1 protein-coding gene and 1 pseudogene are annotated in these 1871 nt (G+C 63.8%); one reads left to right on the top strand and one right to left on the bottom strand.

The window, feature by feature from the left end:
- Window positions 1-65 precede the first annotated feature (65 nt).
- A pseudogene (locus AC1DVA_RS28055) lies at window positions 66-215 on the top strand (IS3 family transposase); the annotation flags it as partial.
- 290 nt (window positions 216-505) lie between these two features.
- Here AC1DVA_RS28055 and AC1DVA_RS28050 read toward each other — a convergent pair.
- A complete protein-coding gene (locus tag AC1DVA_RS28050; protein ID WP_476808076.1) occupies window positions 506-1408 on the bottom strand; it encodes a glycosyltransferase in 903 nt (300 codons plus the stop codon).
- Window positions 1409-1871 lie beyond the last annotated feature (463 nt).

The following is a 1871-nucleotide window of genomic DNA, read 5'->3' as shown; positions in this document are numbered from 1 at the left end:
CACCTGCGATTACGCTATGTGGCCCTCCCTGAAGTAGGCTTTTGAGCCTTTGGAGGATGCCCGTTATGCCGCAGAAGAAGCACAAGCCCGAGATCGTCGCGAAATTGCGGCAGGTCGACGTGCTGTGATCCCAGGGGCGCCCGGTCGCGGAAGCGATCCGAACGATCAATGTGACGGCATTCATATATTGCCGGGGCGGCTGGCACGATCGTTTCGAGATTCCCGAGATCGAGCTGCGGGCGCCCCGCGACGTGGCGAGATACCATTCGACAGTCCGGCGCAGTCTCGAAGGTCGCCTTCGGAAACTAGCTGAGATCGCGAACGATCTTGCCTGCATTGATGAGATAGCGCGCGTCATGGCCGGGCCGATCGGTGACCCCCGCAATTTGTATCTGCAGACCTGCTTTTCTGCTCAGGCCTGGTGCATAATCGCTCATTCGACCAAGCGCTCGCATGGAGATGTGGCAAACTTACGCAACGCGCCGGGCGAGCGCGGCCAGGGCGCTCACTCCACGCCGACGGGAGCCGGTCCGAGCCTGCCCCTGACGCCATGGACCAGTCCCGCGCGCACCGGCCTCAGCGAGCCCCGCGGCCCCTTCAGCGCCAGAAGGCCGATCTGGGCGGCGAGCCCGGCGCATGACCTGATCCGCCAGCGCAGCGGCACATGGGCCAACCGCGCCGTCGCGATGACATTGCGCACATAGTAATAGTTGCGGAGTGGCGTATGGCGAAGGATCTGGGCCTTGCCCAATTCCTCCTCGCTCACTGCCTCACCCCAGCGATGCGGCATTACGAGATCGGTCGCCAGAAAGGACCCCCAGCCGCGAGCCCAGGCGCGAAAGCCCCATTCGACATCGATACCGGCGATGAAGAAGTCGTCACGAAAGGGACCGATCTCGGAATAGGCGGCAACATTAAACAAGGATCCGGATGTCGGGCTGAAATCTATGGCGGCCAGACCATCGCTTCGCGGCCTACCGCGCCATTCATAACGGATCGGCTTGTAAAACCCCTCTTCCGGCGGAACGAGGCGAGGAGCCAAGACAGCAATCCTCTCCCCGGAGCGTTCCAGCTGCTGCATCCGCCCCGCGAGCTCCATCAGAAGCTCGGATGTCGGCTCGCTGTCCTGATCGAGCAGCAAGACATGCGCGAAGCCTTCTTCGCAAGCCGCTTCCATCACGGTGTTGAGCCCTCGCCCCAGTCCAACATTGTCGGGGTTCGGGATCACGCGGAGGTCCGCCTCAGCCATCAGGGCAGCAGCCTCGGCCTCCAAGGGGCCGTTGGCGAAGGCGATGAAACGCGTCCCCCGCAGGCCCTCAACCTGTCGGGCGAGCAATGCGGGGTCGGGCCGGTACAGTACCACTGCCGCACAGGCGCCCGCGCTTCGCGTCTGCTCCTCCGGCGCCATCATCATCTCGCTAATCCCCCCGCCGGGAACCCATAGTCCCCGATCCGTGTCCGATCAACCGGCCCATCCCCAGCATGGGCCTTCGACGGCACGCCAATCACGATTCGCGCGCCATCCATGGGTCCTGAACCCATGAGCGCTGAAATAGAAAAGGTGGAGTCTCAGGCGAACATCTGGTCTAGGCATAACCGCGCGTGTCGCGGAACGCGCATCGTTAGCAGGCTGTTGAAGAAGGCGCGGCTGGGCAGAGCGGTACCGGCAGCGTTCGGATGATTGATGGCGCTTGGTGAGCGCGATCAGCGTCGTTGGCCTCGGCCCGGGCGTCGCGCGGCTTCGATGATGATCGTTGCGGGGGCGTGTCGGTGATCTCGCTCATGCCGGTGTCGCCAACAGCTTCGGCAGGCGGACGAGGTTGTAGGCTGCTGCGGCGAAGGTGAAGGCCCATCCGACCCGGTCGACGCGG

Source organism: Allobosea sp. P4_C6, assembly GCF_056402015.1.
The sequence above is the reverse complement of the archived record's forward strand: the minus strand, read 5'-3'. Positions and strand labels throughout refer to the sequence as shown.